Raw genomic sequence first — 21,632 nt, forward strand, 5'->3', positions numbered from 1 at the left:
CTTTTCCTTTTAAGAGGTTAATTACTTCATGATTGCAAAAACGCATTTCAGGGCGATCAGGATACCAATGATCAAGATAACGTTTGAAATAGAAGTAAACATGAAGCCTGTGTTGGCATCGCCGGCAAAACGCAAAAACACGCCTATTATACCGATAATGATAGCAACAGTTAATAATTTGTAGTGACCTTCTGCGTTAGCATTTTCCATTGATTCCATGGTACCTATATTTAATGTTTGCGCAAAAATAGAAATGTTTACTGAAAAAGCTACAAAGTTTTTATGATTTTATACCGCCTGCAAACCCTAACCCGTGCTTGCGTTTATAATAGCGGTAAAGCCCCCATAAAGCCAGCCCCAAAACAATAAATACCCAGGCATTGGCAAGGCCCAGCAGCACATCGACAAACGCATACCAGCCGTTGCTTACAGCTATGCCAAATCGTTTAAAAAATGGCAGCTGATAGGCCGAAGGATCATCATTGGCTATCATTTCCTGGTGTATGCTATTACTCTGGTAAAAACCCAGGCTAACCACACTGTATTTCACCGCCGCATCGGTACGCATGTTAGCAATTTGCTGCTCAACCATATCGTCTTTCAGCAGCATCACATTCACCGGGTTTTTAATGATTACTTTACCCTTCTTTTGCTGATCTATCAGGTCCTGCCGGTTGCGGAGTTTCAGTTTTTCGGAGAGGTAATCGAGCGTACGGTCTTCAATATCCATTTTGCGCAGGGTAATGTACATGCCCATATGGCTTACTTCGGTCATAAAACTTTCCAGTTTTTCGGAAGGTACCTTAACCGTCATATCAGCGCTGGTGTTCAGGGCCGACACCCGCTTCACCGAATCATCGCTTACACGGATGTCTTCGCTCCGCTCAACATTAGTCTGCATCTGGTGGTGCATTACCATGCCCCCGTCCCGAACGGTAAGCGCGGCAATGGCATCACCGGTTTGCTGCACGTTTTTCACTTTAAAACGCATGTCGGCGGTTTTTACCAGTTTGGTTGGCAGGCTGTCGGCCCCGGCGGAATTGGCGCTGACCGCTACCGTGTCGGCACTGGATGAAGAGGCTTTGTCATCGCGGGTGGCTTCATAATTTGAACCCTTACAAGCGCCCAGCAGCAACACGCCCGCCAGCAACGCCAGGAATAACTTTGTTTTCATAACTGTTTAATTTTCTTTGGTATACATTGATACCGGAAAATAGGGAAAGGTAACCCGGAGCCGGGGAGGTTAGCGTGATCAAACACTGGTTGAAGTTTAGCGTAGCGTAACTTCGACTTAACAAATACCGGTTGAAGTTTAGCGCAGCATAACTTCAACCTAAACTGTGTTAAGCTTCAGCTTAACTTTATAACAGGCAATAACCCATCTTCATTCAGATAATAATCTTTAGCGCTGCTGTAAAGGTAATTTGGCGGATAATCAACCGCGCCTGATCCAACCGGATTATTATGCAGGTAATCTAATAGTTGTGTTATCATTTGTTGAGTAGATAATTCTACCGGGTGATTACTTTGTTGCCAAAACTGATACTGTTCATTATTAGCATTATGCGTTCCTGCTCGTTCAAACATCCATAACAACCAGTCGCGTCGGCTCTCTTGTGGATTTTCGGCAATGGCTTTTAAGATAGTTTTAGATGTGTGCCTTTTTAAATCACGCATTATATTTGACAGGTTCCCTTTTTCTATGCTTATGATCAGATGCACATGGCTGGACATGATACACCAGGCATACAACTCCAAACCTTTATTTTCGATGCAATATTTAAGACTGTCTACAACAATATCGCAATAAATTCTTCGCACAAAAACATCTATCCACCTAACAGTGGCGAAGCTGACAAAATAAAGTTGATCATGTTCATGGAAGATATATTTGCGGCCCATTGATGTGACAATCGGTTTATGTTATTTGATTTTGCAAGCAGAATGCTTGCGACAGTTTAGGACGAAGTTACGCTATACGCTAAACTTCGACCAGTTCACCAGTTCCCAATTTACCATTTGTGTAAAAAATTCCAGGTGGCAAATTAATAAAATACTTTTTACTGGTTGAAGTTTAGCGCAGCGTAACTTCGACCTAAACTGTGTTAAGCTTCAGCTTAACTTTATAAACCATAATAACCTTCACCCAAGACAAAACTAAAAACAGCGCTTCGCAAGCAGAATGCTTGCAACAGTTTTAGTCGAAGTTATGCTGCGCTAAACTTCAACCTGTTCCTTTTACATTCCTACTTATATAAATAGTTTGAACCCGTTTGTTCATACCATTCACCTTTTATATGATAATATCTGTAGCCGCCCAATTTAACCATAGGATATGTTCCCTCAATGTATTGCTTACTTTCCCTATTTATTTCAGCGTTAAACACCCAAAAAGTTTGGGATAAATGTTCCTGACGGGTATAAAAAATATTCTTTTCAGTATCAAAATTCAGATAAACGATTCGATTATATTCATAATTGATATTCGGTTCTTTTATAGATTTACGTTCACCATGTATTTTAGCCTTTAACTTGCAGGAGCCTTCCTTATTTGGGGTTAACGTCAGCCTCACTTCATATCTCGTCCTGACACTAACCTTAATTGGAGATTTAACAGGTCCACTAAAATCAATAAAATCCTCTTTGAATAACGAAGAAATATGCAGCGCCTCAACCAAACCATCTTTCTTTGCACAAATAACCAACGTTTTCTCTAAACGCATACCCGACCCCGCACGCACGCTACAGGTAACCATTAAAAAGTTCTTATTTAAAAGCGCTAATTTTTCAATAGTATAAACATTTCGAAGTTTAATGGTGTCTTTTGAAGATATTATCGATACGATGTCTTGATCACTTACCGGAGATACGGTGACTATTTTCTTCGCACCGGTTAAAGAAGTAAGGCTGAATACTTGCCCGCTTGCCATGTTGGCAATAACTGCAAGTAAGAGAGGGGTTATAATTACACTTCGTTTAATTAGCGTATACATAAGGCTTAAGCGTAAGGTTAGGTTAAATACTTTTGTGCAAAAACCTTCCAGGCGGCAATTTAATAAAATACTTTTTACTGGTTAAAGCTTAGCACAACTTCGACCAGGCCGCTATGAACGAGTCGGAGGCAACAGAATAGTTAGTTGCGCCCGCTGCTGCTGGCATCATCATTATTAATACCACGTTGATTTTTCTTAATGCTGCCGTTAAGACCGCCGAATTTGTAACTCAGGCTCACGTTAATGGTGCGGTAAAAGTTATTGTTGGCGGTATAGGTTTCAAACCCATCGCCTTTGGTATAAAAATCGAGCTTATTGAATTTTTTGAACGGGTTGTTAACGTTTAAAGATAGTGTAAGCTTTTCCTTCAACATAGTTTTACTACCACTAATCGAACTGAAAAAAAAGTAGTTATCCTTTCCTTGTAATAATACGTAACGGCTATCATACCCAATGTTCAAACCGGCGCGGTACCCGCCGTTAAACTTGTAGCTGGTATAGGTAAAAATATGTCCCTGGTTTCCGCTGTTGCTAAAAAGTGAACCGTTGTAATAACCCTTCAACCAAACAAATAACAACTCGGCATTTATATTCACGTTTAGTTTAGAGGTAATGGGGTAATTAACGTTCAAATCAAAACCCCAGTTTTTATTCGAGCCTACGTTGGCATAGGTGGTGGTGGTTACGCCTGCCGTGTCAACACTTGCAAGGTTTTGTACCGTATTGTTGGCAAACGAGTAATTGGTGCTCAGGTTGATAGAACCCTTGGCAAAATTACTGTAACCCAATTCAAAGTTATTGGTAACTGCCGCCCGCAGATTGGGGTTACCCACGTTACGGTATTGCGGGTTGGAGATATCAGTATAAGGATTAAGCTGGTAAATGCCGGGGCGCTGAATACGCTGAGTAAAGCCCAGCGTAAGGCTGCTGCTTTTCAGACTTCGCTGTACTGATACCGAAGGTACTAAATTATTATAATCCTGGTTAACGGTAGGTTTACCTACCGCGAAGTCGGCATTTACGGTAGTGTGCTCCAGGCGCATTCCTCCTTTAAAAGCCCATTTGCTTAGCTTAACCGAATAGGAATTGTAAACACCATAAATATTCTGCTTGTACGTGAAATTGTTTACCTGCGCGGTATCGGTGTGATATTCATTATCCACATCGCTTTTTACATCGGTGTTAAACTGGCTGTAGTTATTGCGCAGGGTTACTTTACCGCCTGCCTCAACAGTTAGTATTTTGGATGGCTGGATATAATCTAACTGAAAAGCATGCTGTTTTGAGCCCGAATTATTGTATTGCCGGTAATCTTTAGGCACACCCTGGCCGGTAAAATCAGCTCCTCTCGTGGCTTCGCTGGTTTGAAGGTTATTATTATAATTGTATTTATAAGATAGCGTAAGCAATTGCTCTTTATTTTGCTTAAAGCCTAACTGGTAGTTCAGCCCCACATCCGTGCCTTTAAATTCGCCGGTACCGTTGTTAAACAGGCGGTAAAATTGGGTAACCGCGTCACTGCTGTCGCGCTGGGTGGTAGCCTGGTAATTGTGCTGGTTACTTTTTCCGTTATAAAAGTCAAACATACCGGTAATCAGGTTCAGCGTATCAACCTCGTAGCTTAACTCGCCGCTACCATAAAGGTTTTTACCACTGTTTGACCGCGTACCTGTTTGGCTGAGTGTTGATTGAGGATCAAAAGATTGCGGCTTGAAAAAAGTGGTCATGTTTTCGAACGATGATTCGCGGAATGGCCTGTAGTTATAACCGGCATATCCGCTAAAGCCAAATTTACCTTGTTTAAGGGTTAAGTTTACGTTGGCCCGTTCGCCGTAAACGCTGTTGTAACCGGTATTGATACTGACGTTATATCCCTGGTCGGCATTTTTCTTGGTGATGATATTGATGATCCCGGCCAGGCCTTCGGCATCATACTTTGCCGGCGGCGTAGTGATCACCTCAATCTTTTCAATATTGGCAGCAGGCATCGATTTCAGCACATCCGATGGATTTTTAGCCATCATGGCTGATTCTTTGCCGTTGATTAATATCTTATAGTTATCGTTACCTCTCAGCTTGATAGCATCATTCCCGTCAACCGATAACAAAGGCACTTTTCTGATCATATCCAGCGCGGTGATGGATTTGCTCTCCGGGTCGGCGGTAACATCATAGCTCAGGCGGTCAACTTCCTGTTTCATTACCGGCTTTACCGCTGTTACCGTAACCTCTTTTAATTGCTTGCTTGACGGGGATAACAAAATACGACCGGCATTAAAAGTATTACCGGTAAGTTTTACCGGGAGGGTTTTGGTTGCGTAACCTATAAATACAGCTACCAGCTGGTAGGTTTTTCCTTCGGGGGCTTTCAGCTCAAAGCTACCGTCATCTTTGGCTAATGTGCTTTTTACCGGGGCTTTGGTCGCGGCATCCTGCAGGGCAACGGTAACATAGCCCATCGGTTTATTTACAGCCGAATCAATAATAATTCCCTTTACAGTGATATTAGCAACAGCGGTTGCAGCAGATCCTGTTTTTGTTTGAGCAAATAAAAAAATAGAAAAGCAACAGCAAAGTACCGATAGTATGATTTGTTTCATAAGGTTATTTAGGTTTAAAAGACGTCAGAACACCGCCCCGCGTTACAATGCGAAACAGTGTTTAAACGGGATAATAACTAATATATTAGTTTGTAACGGCGATGTTACTTATTATACCTGGTCATGGTGAGTTCGGTACCTATGGCGGCAAAGCTTTTCACCATTTCTATCGACCGTTCGATGAGCGCGGGCAGTTCGGGAAGCTCATCTTTATCAAATTTGCTCAGTACAAAATCAATCTGGCGGCCTTTGGGGTAATTATCGCCGATGCCAAAACGGAGGCGGGCATAGTTATTATGGCCTAAGGTGGCTTCGATATTTTTAAGGCCGTTGTGGCCTGCGGCGCTGCCTTTGGGTTTTAAACGCAGGGTACCCAATGGTAAAGCAAGGTCATCCACAATAACCAATACATTTTCGATAGGGATTTTCAAATCCTTCATCCAATGGTTAAGCGCCTTACCGCTCAGGTTCATGTAAGTGGTTGGTTTGATGAGGCAGAGGGTACGGCCTTTGTGCGATACCTCGGCGTAGTAGGCCAAACGCGAGCTCTGGAACCTTGCGCCTTCCTGTTTAACCAGTTCATCCAAAACCATAAAACCGATATTATGCCTGGTATCGGCATACTCCGGACCAATATTTCCTAAACCTACAATCAGATATTTCATGCCCCCTGGCCCCCTAAAGGGGGAATTGATAAAGCCATACAAATTAATAACAGGCGTCATTGCGAGGTACGAAGCAATCGCACGGAGGCAGATCCGCCCTGTACAGTTCGCGATTGCTTCGTACCTCGCAATGACGTTGGTTATCTTTTCAGAAAGCCTTCAAATAATTAATTAAATTTTATGCGAAGATATTATTTATTGCCCAAACAAAAACAGCGATAAGTATCCTTATCGCTGTTTTTAAAATTCAGCTTTTCCTCCCCCTTCAGGGGGCCGGGGGGCAAATTATTTTTTGCCTTGAGCTGCTTCCTGCTCTGCCTGACGTAATGCACGTGAAGTAGTTACAGAAACAATAGTGTCTTCTTTAGCGTTGGTGATAGTTAAGTTATCTAATTTAATATCAGATACTTTAACTGATTTACCTACCTCTAACGATTCGATGCTTACTTCGATAGCATCTAAGTGATCTTTAGGAAGCCCTTTAATACGCAGTTTCCTTAATTTTTGAACCAGTTTACCACCTACTTTAACGCCTGGAGAAGTACCGGTTAATTTAACAGGGATCTCGATGGCGATAGGTTTTTTCTCGTCTAACAATAAAAAGTCAACGTGAGTGATTTTTTCGGTTAACGGGTGGAACTGGATGTCCTGGATGATGGCTTGTGATTTAACACCGGCAATATCCAGATCGATGAAATGAACAACCGGAGTGTAAACTACGGCTCTCAAATCAGCTGCGGACACCGAAAAGTGGGTTTGAGTTGGCCCACCATAAAGAACTGCAGGCACCTGGCCATTGTAACGCAGCTCTTTCGCGTCTCTTTTCCCTACGTTCTCTCTTAGAGAACCGCTAATAGCAATTGATTTCATTTTTTATTTGTTTTATTTATTTAGTTCATGGTTCATAGATCATGGTTCATGGCTCTATTTCCCACAAGGTCTTTTTTAGTTTATGGTTTATAGATCATCGTTCATGGTCTATTTCCAATCCTTACTTTCTATATTATCTATCATCATTCTCATAGCTGATAATTACCATGAACCATCAACTATGATCTATGAGCTTCTTACTCCACCTTAAACAACGTACTGATCGAACCGTGCTCGTTTACGTTGCTGATCGCTTTGGCAAACAATTCGGCGGTCGACAGTACCTTGATCTTAGGGCTGCTGTGTTTCAACGGAATTGTATCGGTAACAATAAGTTCCGTTAAAGCCGAGTTCTCAATAGTTTCGTACGCCTTGCCTGATAATACAGGGTGGGTACAAACGGCGCGTACGCTACGAGCCCCGCGCTCCATGATCAGCCCGGCTGCTTTTGCAAGGGTGCCGGCGGTATCGCAGATATCATCAATCAGCACAATATCCTGGTCGGTTACGTCGCCTATCAGGGTCATGGCTTCAATTTCATTGGCGCGTTTGCGGCGTTTATCGCAAATTACCACCTCGGCATTGAAAAATTTGGCAAAGCTCCTGGCCCTGTACGAGCCGCCCATATCAGGCGACGCGATGGTTAAATGACCTAAGCCAAGACTTTTGATATAAGGCACAAAAATAATGGAGGCATCAAGGTGGTCAACCGGAACATCAAAAAATCCCTGTATCTGCGCTGCATGCAAATCCATCGTCATGATGCGGTTAATGCCCGCTGCAACCAGCAGGTTAGCTACCAGTTTAGCGCCGATGGCTACACGCGGCTTATCCTTCCTGTCTTGCCTGGCCAAACCAAAATACGGGATAACGGCATTTACATAATGGGCCGATGCACGGCGGGCGGCATCAATCATCATCAGTAATTCCATTAAGTTATCGGTAGGCTGGTGGGTTGACTGGATCAGGAAAACATCGCAGCCCCTTACAGATTCATTAAAGTGCGGCTGGTATTCGCCATCGCTGAAACGCGATATCACAACTTCACCTAATTCGCGGCCATAAGCATCGGCAATATGCTGTGCCAGTGCCTGCGAACCTGATCCTGCAAATAACTTAACCGGGTTAAATTGTAAGGGCATCTCTGTTGATTTTGGATTTCGGATGTTCGATTTCGGATTGATTATCTTGCCTGCCATGCAGACCGGCTCTCCCGCTCACAAACCTCTTAAAACACAATTCGGATTTCAAGTTTTTAAAACGGAGTAAATCCGAAATCAAAAATTCGAAATCCGAAATCTTTAAATTGTTGCCCGACCAGGATTCGAACCTAGACAAACGGTACCAAAAACCGTCGTACTACCATTATACTATCAGGCAATTTCCTTTGGTTTGTATCACTCCCCGAAAAGGTTTGCAAATATAGCGCGAATATTTGAAAGTCAAAACACAATTTTAAAAAAATTCATTATCCCCTAAAACACAGCCCAATAATTTTCAAATAGCCCTTAAAGCGCCGCTTTTAGCGCCAACATCACAATAGTTTTAGTATTTTCGGCTGCATTAATACTGTTTTTATAGATAGCATCCTGAACATGAATTACAAAAAGCTCAACAATATCTTCGGATGGGCGGCCTTTGCCATCGCCACAATTACCTATATTTTAACCCTCGAGCCCTCATCAAGCTTTTGGGATTGCGGCGAGTTTATTGCCTGTATTTACCGCCTGCAGGTAGCCCACCAACCCGGCGCGCCCTTGTTTACCATTATAGGCAAGGTTTTTACCCTGCTATCCATGGGCGATAACACCAGGGTTGCCTACTGGGCCAACATGGCATCGGCCCTGGCCAGCGGCGCTACCATCATGTTTTTGTTCTGGACCATCACGGCGCTTGCCAAAAAGCTTTTGGTAAAAACACAGGAGCAGCTTAATGTTACCAACCTGATACTCATTTTAGGCGCCGGCATGGTTGGCGCGCTGGCCTACGCCTGGTCTGATACCTTTTGGTTTTCGGCCGTCGAATCTGAAGTTTATGCGCAATCATCACTTTGCACCGCGGTTGTGTTCTGGGCCATATTGAAATGGGATGCCCATGCCGATGAGCCCCATGCCGATAAATGGATCGTTTTCATCGCCTACGTAATGGGCCTTTCCATCGGCATCCACCTGTTAAACCTGTTGGTGATCCCGGCTATAGGCCTGGTAATTTACTTCCGCAGGGCAAAAAATGTTACTACCCAGGGTACTATCGGCGCCTTTGCAGTTAGTATAGTAGCGCTGGGTTTTGTGCTTTGGGGCGTAATCCAGTTCACAGTTAAGGGCGCGGCTTTTTCCGATCTGCTTTTTGTAAACACCTTAGGCATGGGTTTTGGCAGCGGCGCCATCGTATTTTTTATTTTAGTGATTTTGGTGATAGTTGCGGGCATTTATTATACCACCAACCCGGTTAAACCGGCTATCATAGTGGCGCCAGTTTGCTTCGCGCTTGCCCTGGGCATCAGCGCGGGCATTGTTGGCTTAATTGTAGGTATTGGTATTTTAGCTTTGCTGGAGTACATCGTAAAAATCCGCGAAAAGCGTTTTGCCTTAAACACCGTTTTGGTTTGCCTGGCCTTTATCCTGTTCGGCTACAGTTCGTTCGTGATGATCGTAGTGAGGGCTAAAGCTAATCCTAACCTGAATAACAGCGACCCGGAGAATGCCTTCGCCCTGAACAGTTACCTTAACCGCGACCAATATGGCGATACCCCTTTACTTTACGGCCAGTTTTTTGATTCGGAAGCGGTTTCACAAACCGAGGGCGCCAATATTTACCGCCGCGGCGAAACCAAATACGAGGTGGCCGGCAAAAAGCTGAATACTGTTTACGACCGCAATACCGTGTTCCCGCGTATGTTCAGCGATAAACCCGGCCACCCGCAGTTTTACCGCGAATGGACCGGCCTGGGCGAAACCGAGCACCCTACCTTTGGCAGCAATATCAACTTTTTTGCCAAATGGCAGATTAACCAGATGTACACCCGCTATTTTCTGTGGAACTTTGCGGGCCGCGCCAATGATCTGGACGGCCAGAGCCTCGGTACCGGCGCCGACGGCGAATGGATAAGCGGTTTGAACTTTAACAGGCCCCTGCCCTACTCGGTTACCCAAAGCAAAAGCTATAACCGCCTTTTCTTTTTACCGCTTATTATCGGTTTGTTTGGCGCGGTATTCCATTTTATGCGTAACCAGCGCGACGCGGGCATTGTGCTGATCCTGTTCTTTTTTACAGGTTTGGCCATTGTGCTTTACCTGAACCAGGACCCACTGCAACCCCGTGAGCGTGATTATGCCTACGCGGGCTCATTTTACGCCTTCGCTATCTGGATAGGTTTAGGGGTGATTGGCCTTGCCGATATCATCAGCAAAAAAATAAACGCCCGGTTAGGCGCCATTATAGCCACAGCGGTTTGTATGGTAGCTGCCCCGCTGCTGATGGCTAACCAGGAGTGGGACGATCACGACCGCTCAACCAAGCTTACCCCGCATGATATGGCTTATAACTACCTTAACTCCTGCGCGCCGAATGCCATTTTATTCACCTATGGTGATAATGATACCTACCCGCTTTGGTATCTGCAGGAGGTTGAAAACGTACGCCCCGATGTGCGCATTGTTAACCTGAGTTTGCTGGGTACCGACTGGTACATCCGCGGTATGAAAAACAAAATGAATGAATCGGCGCCGCTGCCTATCAGCATGAGCAATGATCAGTTTAAACCGGGTGTGCGCGATGTGATCTATTTTAACGATCAGAAAATCCCCGGGTCGTCTGAGCTGAAGGATGTATTTGAGTTTATCACCTCAGATAAAAAGGAAGCCATGGCCGAATACAACAACGGCGAGTTTGCCAATTTTTTACCAACCAATAAATTCAAGCTCACCGTTAACGCCGACGAGGTGGTAAAAACCGGAACGGTTGCCGAGGCCGACAAAGCCAAAATAGCGCCGGAGATGGATTGGACCTTCCAGGGCCGGTATGTTACCAAGGATGTATTGGCGATGATGGATATTTTGGCCCATAACAATTGGAAGCGCCCTATTTATTTCGCTATCACGGTGCCCAACAGCAACATGATAGGTTTGGATAAATACATGTATAACGAGGGTTTTGCCTATCGCCTGCTGCCCATGAAACCGGACACCGCTATAGCGCCTTTAGAGGCCGCCAACACCGGCAAAATGTACGATAACATGATGAACAAGTATAAATGGGGCAACATGAAAAACGCCAGCTACCTGGATCATGAATCGTTAACGATGTTTTACCCATTGATCACCCGTTTGTATTCAACCCTGGCCGACGATTTGATGAAACAAGGCAAAGCAGATTCGGCGCGCAAAGTGCTGAAAAGATACGACGATGTCATGCCTGCCACCATCAACTCGTTGGAGATTGCCGTGCGTAAATATTACATGATTGATAATGCCTACAAATTGAACAATATCCAGCTCGGCAACAAAATTGCCACCCAGGTTAACGATTATGTAACTAACCTGCTGGATTACAACTATGCACTTTATCAAAAAGGCGAAACAACTTTAGAGAGCCGCGATATTCAATACTCGATGCAGATACTGGGTGGCCTGGTTGAGTTTACCAAACAATTCAAATCGCCTTTGTATGGCAAATTCTCCGCGCAGCTAAGCGTTTATGAAAAGAAGTTCGGGATGAGTGAAAAAAAATAACTCCTTAAATTGAGCTATTGAAAATGCCCGCCGGTCGCGGGCATTTTTTTTGGTTTAAATTCCGGCTATAACAACTACGCCATGGTTTAAACCGCATAGGAAATACTCTACCCGTCATTTTCAATTTTATATCCCGGCTTTTTATATCCTTCGGCAACGTAGTTTTCAGGAATCTGGATATGGCTGCCATCGCGCACGGCCGTAAAGTGCGGCGACATGATCTCTACGCCTGCTTCATTAAATTTATCCTGTATATTCTGGTGCAGCCGCGAATAAATCAGGGCCATTTTACCTGCCTGGTTGGTATAGGCGTTTACCTGGTAGGTAACGTTAAAATCATTCAGCGCGGTTTGCAGCACAAATGGCGCGGGTTCGGTTAAAATACCTTCGGTGGCATTGGCCGCGCTGATCAGCAAATCATAAACCGTTTGCCAGGGCGCGTCATAACCTATGGTTACACTGGTATTTAATATCAGGCCGAGCGTTTGCGATGACGAACTGTAGTTAACCGTAGCGCCATTTAAAATGGTAGCGTTGGGCACCGTTATATCCTCGTTTTTAATAGTGCGCACACGGGTAACCAGCAGGTTTTTCTCCATCACATCGCCGGTAATTTCGCCAACTTTAATGCGGTCGCCAATTTTAAAGGGGCGCATATAGGTAAGCACAATGCCGGATACCATGTTGGATATGGCCGATGATGAACCCAATGAAAACAGCACGCCAATAAACACGGTAACACCCTGAAAAACCTTGGATTGCGAACCCGGCAGGTAAGGAAATATCACCACAAACATAAAGGCGTACATCAATACCCTGATAATATTGTAAGTGGGAATAGCCCATTCGGGGTAAAACCCATTCAGGGTGATGGCGCCGTTCTCAATTTCACGGGCCAGGAATTTCACCAGTTTTACTACATAGCGGGTTACAAAATAAATAACGGTTATGGTAAGCAAATTGGGTATAAAATGGACCACGGCCAGCAGGATATCCTTAAGCGGATCCACCACAAACCCTATCAACTGTACGGCAAAAGGTTTTGACGACGGGAAAATATAAAACAACACCGGCAGCGCCAGGTAAACCAACAGCAGGATAATGAGCAGCCTTACCAGTTTTATCAAATTGTTAATAAAGGGCAAAAGGCGGTGCGCGTAACCAACCGGCGCGCCTTTAGCTGCAAGTTTTTCCATACGGCTTTCCCAGGCCTTAATGGTTCTCAGTCTTATCCACCTGAACGCTTTGTTAACACCCCAGATCAGCAAGGCAACCAGGATAATGACCGCTACGGCTTCGAGTATATTGGTAATGATCTGCTTAACGCTGTTATTTTCAAACACATTGCCCAACTTGCGTTTAAGTACAGCCAAATAACTGGCGGCCAGCTGCGGGCGGTCGAGTTCTGAAAATGAGGCATCCTTATCATTAACAGCCATCACAATTTCGTTATTATACGAGATAACCGATATCGTGCTATCATTACGGAGGTTTAACGAATCGGGCTTAAAATCAAGCCTGTTAATAAGGGCTTGTATGCGTGCGGTAACAACCCCTGCCCGCTCCCGGGTATTGAACATGCCCTGGGGCGCATAAAATTTAAACAATGTATCGCCGTTAATAACTACAGGCTCGCCCTGCGGCAGGGCTGGCTGCTGTATACCAAAAGCGGATATGCTAAATAAAAGGCAAATAAGCAGGTTGTAAATTTTAGGCATTGGCTGGGTTTTATGTTAAAGCTAAAAAATATTTGGTTTAAAATTAGCTTTATTAAAACAGGTAAGCAGAACACGCGTTTGGGTAAGCTAACCAGGATCAAGATTAGCTGCCGACAACCACGGCCGATTCCGGTACAGCGCTTTAGGCTTTACGCCTCAAGCTTTCGGCTCCCTCACCCCTCCTGCACCAGGTCGGTACCCAAATCACCGGCAGCATCACTAAACAAATCGTTCAGGATAGATTCGATGGTAAGCGAATTGACGTCATCAACATAATGCTCATTACGGGTAATCCAAAGTTCATCGGCATTGATAGCTATGCTGAACAGCGCTCCCTCGTAAAGCTCCGGCTGCAAAATTTCTATAGCCTCGCCGTTAAGCTCAACCCTGAAATTGATATCGGCCTGGCGCCGCTCATGAAACAGCGGGTTTAGTTTTCCCTGCAATAAAAGGTAAAGTTGACTCAGATGGGCAGGGGTATGGAGGGTGATGATTTTCATATTTTGGTATATTAGCAATGTATTCAATAGTACAAAGCAAACCAAAGTATTGTTTGGGGGGATGGCGTAGCACCGATATGAAAGCAAATAACAAAAAATATATTTTAATCCCGGTGCTGTGCGCATGGGTTTGCTGCGCCGGAGCCCAAACTTTGGCCCATCGCGATAGTATAACAAAAACAGCCCGTGCCGATGCCAAACACTTCAGGCTGAAAAAGGCCGTCTGGAAAAAGTACCGCCACAAACTGCCCTATACGTCCGATTACTTTAAACCAACCGCGGCTGTGGTAAAAGATACAGCCTTGCTGCATGATTCGGTGTATGTAGATACCTACCGGCAGGAGGCTTTTAAAACCAACAGGGGCCGCCGCACAGCGGGGCATTACGTACTGTTGGGCGGCGAAATTGTGGTGGGGGTAGCGGCGGCTTTTATTACCGCCATATTAATTTTTGTAACGCCTAAATTGGGAGGGTAGGAGGAGGCTTAAAGCTTAAAGCGGAAGGCCGAAAGCCTTTTCTTAGTTTTCGACTTGAATAAAATTCGAGCTTTGAGCTTTGAGCCTTCCGCGTTTAGCTTTTAGCCTTGAGTTTTCAGCATTAAACAACATCACCATAAATAAACATATGAATTACAAATTATTAGGCCGCTCGGGCCTTAAAGTATCCGAACTGTGCCTTGGCGCTATGGGTTTCGGTACCGAAGGCGGCTGGGGCGCCGACAAAGACGGCAGCTTTGCCATTATGGACGCCTTTGCCAACGCGGGCGGCAATTTTATTGATACCGCCAATGTGTACAAACTGGGTACCAGCGAAAAGATCATCGGCGAGTATCTCGAAAATCACGACCGCGATTATTTTGTGCTGGCCACCAAATACACGCTGAAGGATAATACCACCAACCCCAATGCATCGGGTAATAACCGTAAAAACATGATGCGCAGCGTTGAAGAAAGCCTGAAACGTTTAAAAACCGACTTTATCGACGTGCTGTACCTGCACATCTGGGATAATATCACACCCATTGATGAAGTGCTGCGCGGCCTGGACGACCTGATTAAACAAGGTAAAGTAACCTATGCGGCCATTAGCGATACCCCTGCCTGGGTGGTATCAAAAGGGAATACCCTTGCCGAGCTGATGGGCTGGAGCCAGTTTATAGCCTTACAGGTAGAATACAGCCTGCTGGCCCGCACTGCCGAACGCGAGTTGCTGCCAATGGCCAAACATTACGGCATGACGGTTACCCCATGGGCCCCGCTGGCCGGCGGCGCGCTCACCGGCAAATACCTGCGCGGCGAACAGGGCCGGGTAAAGCCCGAAAGTAACCGCCGGAATGAACGGGCCATCAAAATAACCGAAGCAGTAGTTGAAATAGCGGCCGAACTGGGCGTGTCTGAAAGCCACGTTGCCCTGCAATGGATAATGGACCGCGACCTGAGCTGCATCCCGATAGTAGGCGCCACCAAACCGGAGCAGCTTAACGATAACCTTCAAGCGGTACATACCAAACTAAGCCCCGCACATATTCAAAAGCTAAACGAGTTAAGCGCTATTGAACTGGGCTTCCCCGGCGATTTTTTTAACGAAGATGCCGTGAAAATGAACAGCTTCGGCGGATTTTATGACAGGGTGGAAAAAAGATAAAATATATTTTATACCGCTGTTTTTTGATGTAAATTTAGGCGGGGCGACAAGAAAGATCCCGCCTAAACTTTATGAAAAAAGCCATTATCCTGCTGTTTATTTTATCGGTAGCTTTTACAAAATCACATGCCCAGCAACTGGTTCCCGACGATCAGTTTTCGACCCTTATCGGGTTTTTAAACGAGGAAAACTGGCCCGGGGCTGCCAAACTATCCGACGACATTTTAAAGAATATTCCCAAAAACAGGCAGGATGATGACGGCCCGGCAGTGGTTAGATACATGCACATTATTGCCGAAGCAGGCCTGATGTATATGGGTAAAGCAACCAAAGAGGAGGCATTGAAAAATGTTGAGGGTTTTACAGGTCACCTCATTATTACCCCCTCGCGCTTTGTTGCGCTCAAATATGGGCTTAACCGCATCGTAAGTTCTGAAGATAAACCCGGTAATCTTGGCTCATCCTGTACCAACCGGAAAGGAACAGATCTGTACACTTCCGAAAGTATAATACTTGCCCAGCCCATTACCGCAGAGGAGTTTAAAACATTTGAAGGTAAACTATTCCGAATAGGTGGGGTATTAAAGTCAATATCTGTTGCAGGCAGTATGTTGCCGCATTTCAATATCGAGATAAATGAAGCTATTTTGGAGCCCGGTGATAAGGAATAAAATTACCGGTAGATTTTGATGAGTATGGGGTGTACCGCCTTTATCAAAACCGCTTCAAATAATTCTTACTGATCAACTCGCCATACATGATGCCACTATGCTGATCCATGGCAAACCAGGGAGAGCCGTATTGCAGCACCTGGATATTTTGGGCAGGCATAAAACTTTGTGCCAGCAAAAATTGCTTTTGATGGGCGGCATTCTCCGCCACATCCAGCACAATAAAACAATGCCCCGGCGAGCCGCCCCGGATGAATACGTCGCCGGCTTTAACTTCGTTCGGGTTGGCTACTGTTTTCAACTCTTTTTGTAAGGATAGTGTACCTGCATAGCTGAATACGAGGTTCATATAGTTTAAAAATGTGGGGTACGAATAATCAGGTTTGGCTTTTAATACCCAATGGTTGTTTTTATAGCGGTAGCCTTTGGCGTAATGTTCATAATCGCATTTAAAGCCGCCGGTAAAGTTGAAGCTTATTTCGTTATATTTTTTCTGCTGATAGAGGTATTCGCCGCGCAGGCGCATTACGGCATCGGCGCATTGCTGCAGGTCCTGGTTGCCAACGCTCATATCAATTACAGCAGCGGTGTAAACGTCGGTTCGGGCAATATCGCCTTTGTAGGTTTTGGTGGGTGTACCCGTTGGTTTAAGCGGCAGGGTTTGTAACCAGGCCCCGAAACTGCCGGGAGCAGGGGCTACGCGGTGATAACCTTGTGGTACGTTAAACCGCTTCAATACATTATCAGGCGCGGGCGTGCCAATATGCAAAAGCAGGAACAGGCAGGTGATCAGGGTTTTCATAAGGTTTTTGCTTTAAGTAACTGTTGATAAGGGTTAAAAGGTACCGGAACACCATCCACCAGCTTAAATGCCGAAAAATGCAGGTGCGTTGGCGAGCGTTTTTTGTAGGCATTGTAGCCTGTGCGGCCTACTTCCGCAATTTTATCGCCTTGGTTAACGTGGTAACCTGGTTTCACGAAAATTTGGTTGTTGTGAGCGTAATAGGTGAATACTTTAGTGGTGGGATGATAGATCCAGATAAACTTTCCGCCGCGCATATTGCTTGTGTTTTCCCACTGGCTGTTGCAGGCAATAACCCAGCCGTCATCTACGGCCAATACATCAACCGGTTTTTGGGTTTTATCGTCGATGCAATCCTGGTTACGGTCGGTTATAAAAATATCATGGGCCGGGTGCGCGCCGTGTTTGTTGCCATCTAAAAATTTATAGCCTTTATCAAAATAGCCATTGCCATGTGTACCCCCTATGGCGCTGCTTTTATAGCCTTTTAGGGGGAACACCCATTGTGCATGAGGCAAGTATGCTTTATTGCTTACCACCTCGATACTCCAGATCGTTCCTATTATACTTTTAAACTGGCTTTGTGCATCCGCCTTTTTGACGCCACCATTTAAAACACTGTTATTAAAATTGTTGAATTTGGTAAATACAGAAGTGTCACTCTGTGCAAAGGCACAGGTGCTTGCTAATAAGAAAGAAAAAAGCAGGAGTGTTTTTCGCATAAGGTTTGTATTGGTGAAATCTATAGCCACCGTCATTGCGAGGTACGAAGCAATCGCGAACTATGTAGGCGGCTCTGCTGAATAACGGTTGGTGCATATACCAGGTAAATCGCTTTTAGAATAGTCATGCTATTTATAAAAATTATATAAAGAAATTTTCACACGAATTATCTTTTAAGTCGGATACAATTAAACGAATTACACGAATGGTTATTTTCCCGGTATTAAAGTATTCGTGTAATTCGATAATTCGTAACAATTCGTGTGAAAATTTTTAAGTTATACATGCCGATATTTTGTAACGGGTTAAAAGCGATTTCACTGGTACATATACCTCATATTAACTAAGTAGCCGGGAAAATATTATCCTATCCGGATATCATATTTATGAAGTAGCCCCGGCAAGCCATGCAGCGAGAACTTAGCCTTTTTGATCAGGTTATCATCCGGATCGATCACGAAATTATACGACGAACTCAGATCGGCATTCTTAAGCACCGTGCGGCTGAAAAAGGCGTTTTTTAAATTGCAGTTATTAAACTTACAATCGCTCAGGTCGGCCTCGGTAAAATCGGTTTCCATCATGGAGCAATCGGTAAAAACAGCCTTTTTGTTTTTCTTTTTATAGAAAACGGCATTATCCAGAATACAATCCTCAAAATATCCTCAAAATGCACCTCAAACAAAAAATCATCGGCTTTACCAAAGTTTACACCGCTTAGCTTACAATGTTTAAAGCGGATGTTTTGCAGGCCGGTGCTGCTTACATCGGTTAGCAGCAGGTTGCAGGTATCAAACAGGCAATCAACAAAGGTAAAACCATAAAGATGGGCATTGGCCAGATCGCAGTTCAAAAAGCGGCAATTTTCGTAATTACCCTGATTAAGCTCGCGGTCACTCAGCTTGGTAAAAGTCTGGTCTTCGTAGTAGGCAGATATCATGGGCCAAATCTAACTCAAAAAAACACCTGGTAAATCATGAAAAGCATACTTGCAGATTGAAGTATATAACAAACCACATTAAACCATTTCAAGCTTTCTTTACTCTTGATGTTTTGCCCGGCCAGGTACAGAAACAATACCACGAATATACCGATGACAATATAGTGGCCGGCCGGGCTTTTCAAACCGGTATTTAAATCGGGCGCTGTGCTGAAATAATTGTACGTAAAAAGAAACAAGGAAACTATCCAATAAACCCAGAATGGTGTGGCATTTATTGTAGCCATACGTGCGGCCGGTAAAGGGGTATCTTCGGTTGTCATGATAAGATAGTTTAAGGTTGTATAAAGATAAGGAACAGGATTGTTGTTAGCACGTTGATATAAAATAAAAAGAGCCGCCCCATGAGCAGCTCTCTCAAATATCAACAAGCAATGGTTATTCGTTAACCACACCCATCTGGCAAACTTGTCGATCCGCTCGGCAACCAGTTCGTCGATGTTTCGCTCTTTAAGGGTTTTCAAATCTTTAAGTAATTTAGCGTATAGTCGTTATTTTATAGTACATAGGCTTTTTTTAACGAAATTCTAAAATGCAAACGAAGCCTTGTAGTGCCATGCCCGTAGAATAGTCAAACCAAAAAGTATGAAAAAACTTAAATATTTTTTAACGATCATGATCAGCTTCGGCCTGGTTATAACCGCTATATGGAGCCAGGCGCAGGAATTGCCATTAGCCTCTATCCCGCCAAAGGACAGTTTAATAAAATATATAGGGACAAGGCAAAATGTTATTGGCAAAATTTACGGTGGAAAATACCTCGACAAGCATCAACTCACTTTACTTTACCTTGGCGCATCCAACCGCAACCAGGTACTTACAATAGTTATAAAGGGGGATGACCGGAATAAGTTCCGTCAGGCCCCGGAAGTACTGTTTAAAGACAAGGTGGTGGTGGTTAAAGGTATTACTTCCACTTATGAAGGAAAGCTTCAAATAGTGGTATCCGACACCAGCCAGATAGCTATAACCGGAAAAGTTAGAAGAAATTATTAAAGCAAAGGATGTTAATACAATAAAAGATGCTTCAAACCATTGCAAAGCATGTAAATAATACATATTGACCACAAGCTTAACGAATAAATTTATCGTTAGCATACAGCTATAAACTAAAAGAGCCGCCCCATGAGCAGCTCTCTCAAATATCTACAAGCAATGGTTATTCGTTAACCACACCCATCTGGCAAAACTTGTCTATCCGCTCGGCAACCAGCTCGTCGATGTTTCGCTCTTTTAGGGTCTTTAAATCTTTCAGTAATTGCTTTTTCAGGATACCGGCCATAGCAACCGGATCCTGGTGGGCACCGCCAAGCGGTTCTTTAATTACGCCGTCAATCAGTTTGTTTTTCAACATTTCTGTCGAGGTTAATTTCAGTACTTCGGCAGCGCGTTCTTTATTTTCCCAGGTTTTCCAAAGGATGGTTGAACAGTTTTCGGGCGAGATCACCGAATACCAGGAGTTATCGAGCATCATCACCCTATCGCCAATACCAATACCCAGTGCTCCTCCCGACGCGCCTTCGCCGATAATTACGCAGATAACCGGTACCTTCAATACGGCCATTTCCAGCAGGTTGCGGGCAATAGCCTCGCCTTGTCCACGCTCTTCGGCTTCTAAACCAGGGTAAGCTCCGGGGGTATCAATCAGGGTAACAACAGGCTTGTTAAACTTCTCGGCCATTTTCATCAGCCTTAAGGCCTTGCGGTAACCCTCGGGGTTAGCCATACCGAAGTTACGGTACTGGCGCTCTTTGGTGTTACGGCCTTTCTGGTGACCGATAAACATTACGGTTTGGCCATTCAATGTACCAAAGCCGCCGATGATGGCTTTATCATCGCCCACGGTACGGTCGCCGTGCAGTTCAATAAAATCATCGCACATCAGCTCGATGTATTGCAAGGTATAAGGCCTTTCGGGGTGACGGGAAATTTGTACTTTTTGCCAACCGGTAAGGTTGTTATATATATCTTTTTTGGCTTGTTCCAGCTTACCTTCCAGTTCTGTAATGGTGGCCGACATGTCGAGCTTATTTTTTTCCTCAACCTGTTTTACCTTTTCAATCTGCTGCTGCAACTCAGCCAGTGGCTTTTCAAAATCGAATGAAATCTTCATACATTAAATTTGGAGGCGCTAAATTAAGCAAATCTAACGGGATATTGTCAATTAATGGATTATCAGTGTTTCCAGTTTAGTTACCTGCCCAGGCGAAAGCAGGTCGGCGGTACTTACGCAGGCCTGTAAAATGGCATTCCTGAGTTCGCCGTAGTATAATCCGGAGCGGTTGGCGTAAAAAATAATGCTGCCATTATCGGTACCTTTTTTCAGCAGTTTATCTAAGGTGGTTTCGTTGGTTACAATGAAATTGCCCATTTCAACCCGCTTACGGTGCAGTTCGGTAGCAATGGCAGCGAGTTTGATAACCTGGTTAGGGATAAGGGTAAGCTCTTTTTTAAATTTCAAAGCATCGCCCGGCATGGGGTAGTGGTTAAGCAGGGCTACCTGGTTTATATCATCAAATAAATACTCGCCGGTAATTAGTAAAGTATACTGTTTATCGGTTAGTGTTTTTACGGGCGATTTTTTGAGTGTGCTATCGGGTTGTTGCCGCGCTTTGGCAGCAGTAAATAAAAACAGGGATATGATGAGGGTTGATAGTGTTTTTAGCATAGGCGGGGTGATTTTACTTTTTTTAGGCGTTGTTCTATCTGTTTTAAC

General features: G+C 44.4%; 22 protein-coding genes and 1 tRNA gene. 5 read left to right on the forward strand and 18 right to left on the reverse strand.

Translation table 11 applies throughout. The features are described 5' to 3' along the window. Positions 1–21: 21 nt before the first annotated feature. The 9 genes from LX99_RS19940 to LX99_RS19980 form a co-directional block, all read right to left on the reverse strand. Positions 22–219: a hypothetical protein gene (locus LX99_RS19940; RefSeq protein WP_109609431.1), complete on the reverse strand. Its 198-nt coding sequence runs from the start codon at positions 217–219 to the stop codon at positions 22–24. A gap of 61 nt (positions 220–280) precedes the next feature. Next, positions 281–1,174 (reverse strand): DUF4349 domain-containing protein, encoded by an 894-nt coding sequence (locus LX99_RS19945; protein WP_109609432.1) that lies wholly within the window; start codon positions 1,172–1,174, stop codon positions 281–283. Between the two features lie 176 nt (positions 1,175–1,350). Continuing rightward, complete coding sequence (locus tag LX99_RS19950; RefSeq protein ID WP_109609433.1) at positions 1,351–1,902, reverse strand: REP-associated tyrosine transposase; 552 nt, start codon at positions 1,900–1,902, stop codon at positions 1,351–1,353. A 344-nt stretch (positions 1,903–2,246) separates the two neighbouring features. Continuing rightward, complete coding sequence (locus LX99_RS19955) at positions 2,247–2,993, reverse strand: hypothetical protein (RefSeq protein ID WP_109609434.1); 747 nt, start codon at positions 2,991–2,993, stop codon at positions 2,247–2,249. A 140-nt stretch (positions 2,994–3,133) separates the two neighbouring features. Next, a complete protein-coding gene (locus LX99_RS19960) occupies positions 3,134–5,593 on the reverse strand; it encodes a TonB-dependent receptor domain-containing protein (RefSeq protein WP_109609435.1) in 2,460 nt (819 codons plus the stop codon). A 104-nt stretch (positions 5,594–5,697) separates the two neighbouring features. After that, entirely contained in the window at positions 5,698–6,258 is a 561-nt protein-coding gene (pth, locus tag LX99_RS19965) for an aminoacyl-tRNA hydrolase (RefSeq protein WP_022833783.1), read from the reverse strand. A 285-nt stretch (positions 6,259–6,543) separates the two neighbouring features. Next, complete coding sequence (locus tag LX99_RS19970) at positions 6,544–7,128, reverse strand: 50S ribosomal protein L25/general stress protein Ctc (protein WP_022833785.1); 585 nt, start codon at positions 7,126–7,128, stop codon at positions 6,544–6,546. Positions 7,129–7,325: 197 nt separating this feature from the next. Next, on the reverse strand, positions 7,326–8,270 hold the full coding sequence (locus tag LX99_RS19975) for a ribose-phosphate pyrophosphokinase (RefSeq protein ID WP_109609474.1): 945 nt from the start codon (positions 8,268–8,270) through the stop codon (positions 7,326–7,328). A 167-nt stretch (positions 8,271–8,437) separates the two neighbouring features. Beyond that, positions 8,438–8,508: transfer RNA gene (locus LX99_RS19980), tRNA-Gln, on the reverse strand. Between the two features lie 215 nt (positions 8,509–8,723). On the opposite strand from LX99_RS19980, the gene LX99_RS26125 reads away from it, so the two are divergent. Further along, complete coding sequence (locus LX99_RS26125; protein WP_245927969.1) at positions 8,724–11,858, forward strand: glycosyltransferase family 117 protein; 3,135 nt, start codon at positions 8,724–8,726, stop codon at positions 11,856–11,858. 107 nt (positions 11,859–11,965) lie between these two features. Here the strand turns inward: LX99_RS26125 and LX99_RS19990 are convergent, their stop codons facing one another. Then, complete coding sequence (locus LX99_RS19990; protein ID WP_109609436.1) at positions 11,966–13,576, reverse strand: mechanosensitive ion channel family protein; 1,611 nt, start codon at positions 13,574–13,576, stop codon at positions 11,966–11,968. Positions 13,577–13,749: 173 nt separating this feature from the next. Next, positions 13,750–14,076 carry a hypothetical protein gene (locus tag LX99_RS19995; RefSeq protein ID WP_109609437.1) on the reverse strand — a complete coding sequence of 109 codons (327 nt, stop codon included), beginning with the start codon at positions 14,074–14,076 and terminating at the stop codon, positions 13,750–13,752. A gap of 77 nt (positions 14,077–14,153) precedes the next feature. On the opposite strand from LX99_RS19995, the gene LX99_RS20000 reads away from it, so the two are divergent. The 3 genes from LX99_RS20000 (at position 14,154) to LX99_RS20010 (ending at position 16,391) form a co-directional block, all read left to right on the forward strand. Beyond that, entirely contained in the window at positions 14,154–14,552 is a 399-nt protein-coding gene (locus tag LX99_RS20000) for a hypothetical protein (RefSeq protein WP_109609438.1), read from the forward strand. Between the two features lie 148 nt (positions 14,553–14,700). Continuing rightward, complete coding sequence (locus LX99_RS20005) at positions 14,701–15,720, forward strand: aldo/keto reductase (protein WP_109609475.1); 1,020 nt, start codon at positions 14,701–14,703, stop codon at positions 15,718–15,720. 71 nt (positions 15,721–15,791) lie between these two features. Continuing rightward, positions 15,792–16,391, forward strand: coding sequence for a hypothetical protein (locus tag LX99_RS20010; protein WP_109609439.1), 600 nt, complete (start codon positions 15,792–15,794; stop codon positions 16,389–16,391). 43 nt (positions 16,392–16,434) lie between these two features. Here the strand turns inward: LX99_RS20010 and LX99_RS20015 are convergent, their stop codons facing one another. From LX99_RS20015 to LX99_RS20035, 5 genes are all read right to left on the reverse strand, one after another. After that, positions 16,435–17,193, reverse strand: coding sequence for a DUF4846 domain-containing protein (locus tag LX99_RS20015; protein WP_109609440.1), 759 nt, complete (start codon positions 17,191–17,193; stop codon positions 16,435–16,437). Beyond that, positions 17,190–17,915, reverse strand: coding sequence for a M23 family metallopeptidase (locus tag LX99_RS20020; protein WP_170122750.1), 726 nt, complete (start codon positions 17,913–17,915; stop codon positions 17,190–17,192). Before LX99_RS20020 ends, LX99_RS20015 begins: the two co-directional genes overlap by 4 nt. 363 nt (positions 17,916–18,278) lie before the next feature. Continuing rightward, a complete protein-coding gene (locus LX99_RS20025; protein ID WP_456238150.1) occupies positions 18,279–18,500 on the reverse strand; it encodes a pentapeptide repeat-containing protein in 222 nt (73 codons plus the stop codon). Next, entirely contained in the window at positions 18,497–18,856 is a 360-nt protein-coding gene (locus LX99_RS20030; RefSeq protein WP_109609443.1) for a pentapeptide repeat-containing protein, read from the reverse strand. The genes LX99_RS20025 and LX99_RS20030 overlap by 4 nt, the downstream gene beginning before the upstream one ends. A 14-nt stretch (positions 18,857–18,870) precedes the next feature. Beyond that, complete coding sequence (locus tag LX99_RS20035; RefSeq protein ID WP_109609444.1) at positions 18,871–19,380, reverse strand: hypothetical protein; 510 nt, start codon at positions 19,378–19,380, stop codon at positions 18,871–18,873. Positions 19,381–19,501: 121 nt separating this feature from the next. Between LX99_RS20035 and LX99_RS20040 the strand changes: the two genes are divergently transcribed. Beyond that, on the forward strand, positions 19,502–19,912 hold the full coding sequence (locus LX99_RS20040) for a hypothetical protein (RefSeq protein WP_109609445.1): 411 nt from the start codon (positions 19,502–19,504) through the stop codon (positions 19,910–19,912). 163 nt (positions 19,913–20,075) lie between these two features. On the opposite strand, the gene LX99_RS20045 is transcribed toward LX99_RS20040, so the two are convergent. Both LX99_RS20045 and LX99_RS20050 read right to left on the reverse strand, forming a co-directional pair. After that, on the reverse strand, positions 20,076–21,029 hold the full coding sequence (locus LX99_RS20045) for an acetyl-CoA carboxylase carboxyltransferase subunit alpha (protein WP_109609446.1): 954 nt from the start codon (positions 21,027–21,029) through the stop codon (positions 20,076–20,078). A 51-nt stretch (positions 21,030–21,080) separates the two neighbouring features. Beyond that, complete coding sequence (locus LX99_RS20050) at positions 21,081–21,584, reverse strand: hypothetical protein (RefSeq protein ID WP_109609447.1); 504 nt, start codon at positions 21,582–21,584, stop codon at positions 21,081–21,083. Between the last annotated feature and the right edge of the window lie 48 nt (positions 21,585–21,632).

It is taken from the genome of Mucilaginibacter oryzae, from assembly GCF_003148845.1.
Taxonomy (GTDB): Bacteria; Bacteroidota; Bacteroidia; order Sphingobacteriales; family Sphingobacteriaceae; genus Mucilaginibacter; species Mucilaginibacter oryzae.